Source organism: Undibacterium hunanense (assembly GCF_014284335.1).
Classification (GTDB): Bacteria; Pseudomonadota; Gammaproteobacteria; order Burkholderiales; family Burkholderiaceae_D; genus Undibacterium; species Undibacterium hunanense.
Map to the genome: position 1 here is coordinate 1 of NZ_JACOGF010000037.1, position 1,532 is coordinate 1,532.

Sequence of the window (1,532 nt, forward strand, 5' to 3'; positions counted from 1 at the left end):
TCTTGGTGCCGGGCATGTTTGCCAATCTCAACTTCAGTTCTGGCGTGGATAAGGAGGTTTTGCTGGTACCGAGCGAAGCGGTCATTGTCACCGGAACCCGCAATGTCGTCATGATCGCGCAGGACGAAGGCAAGTTCCTGTCTGTGGACGTTGAAACTGGTGCAGAAGCGAATGGCCAGACTGAAATCCGCAAAGGGCTGGAAGCTGGACAAAAGATCGTCGTCTCCGGCCAATTCTTGATTGACTCTGAAGCCAGCCTTAAAGCAACGACTACTCGTATGGGTGAGTCACCAGCTACTGGCAAGCTGGGAGAAACGACGCATCATGGCAGTGGCAAAGTCGAAAAGATAGATAAAAATGAGATCACCTTGTCGCACGATCCTATTCCATCGTTGCAATGGGGGGCAATGACCATGGGTTTTCAGTTACCTGTCGGCGGCCTGCCACGCAATGTGGAAGTGGGCGATACGGTGATCTTTGATATTCGACCGTCCAAAAATGGGATGTACCAGATTGTCGCCATTTCTCCGACTACAGGAGCAAAGAAATGATCGCGAAACTGATACGCTGGTCTATCGTCAACCGCTTCCTGGTGCTGCTGGCGACCCTGATAATGACAGCCTGGGGTTTCTGGGCGCTGTCACGTACACCACTGGATGCGATTCCTGACCTGTCGGACGTGCAAGTCATTATCCGTACCAGTTTCCCTGGCCAGGCACCACAAATTGTGGAAAACCAGATCACCTACCCATTGACCACAACCATGTTGTCAGTGCCTGGTGCCAAGACTGTACGCGGTTACTCCTTTTTTGGTGACTCTTTTGTCTATGTCCTCTTTGAAGATGGCACTGACCTGTATTGGGCACGTTCCCGTGTACTGGAATACCTGAACCAGGTGCAATCACGCTTGCCGCCACAGGCAAAAGCATCTCTCGGGCCTGATGCTACAGGTGTCGGTTGGGTGTATGAGTACGCGCTGGTGGACCGCAGTGGCAAGATGGATTTATCGCAGTTGCGGGCATTGCAGGACTGGTTCCTGAAGTATGAATTGAAGTCGGTGCCGAATGTGTCGGAAGTAGCCAGTATAGGTGGCATGGTTCGGCAGTACCAAATACAGCTCGATCCAGACAAAATGCGTGCTTACAATATCCCGCACGGCAAAATTATAGAAGCTGTGCAGAAGGCCAATCAGGAAACTGGCGGCTCGGTCCTGGAGCTGGGTGAAGCCGAGTACATGGTGCGTGCATCTGGTTACCTGAAGTCGCTGGATGATTTCCGTAAGATCCCTTTGATGACGACAGATGCTGGTGTATCCGTACGCTTGGGCGATGTAGCCCGCGTTCAGACCGGGCCTGAAATGCGGCGTGGTATTGCTGAGTTAAACGGCGAGGGTGAAGTCGCTGGTGGCGTGATTGTCATGCGCTCAGGCAAAAATGCGCTGGCAACCATCGATGCTATCAAAACCAAACTGGAAAAACTGAAACCCAGCCTGCCGCCAGGCGTAGAGATCATTCCTGTCTATGACCGTTCCA

2 protein-coding genes are annotated in these 1,532 nt (G+C 52.4%); both read left to right on the forward strand.

Features of this window, described 5'->3' with window-relative positions; all coding sequences use genetic code 11:
- Window positions 1–551 (forward strand): copper-binding protein (locus tag H8L32_RS28475; protein ID WP_186951004.1); only part of this gene is annotated, 551 nt, incomplete at its 5' end.
- Window positions 548–1,532 (forward strand): efflux RND transporter permease subunit (locus tag H8L32_RS28480; protein WP_186951005.1); only part of this gene is annotated, 985 nt, incomplete at its 3' end. The genes H8L32_RS28475 and H8L32_RS28480, both read left to right, overlap by 4 nt.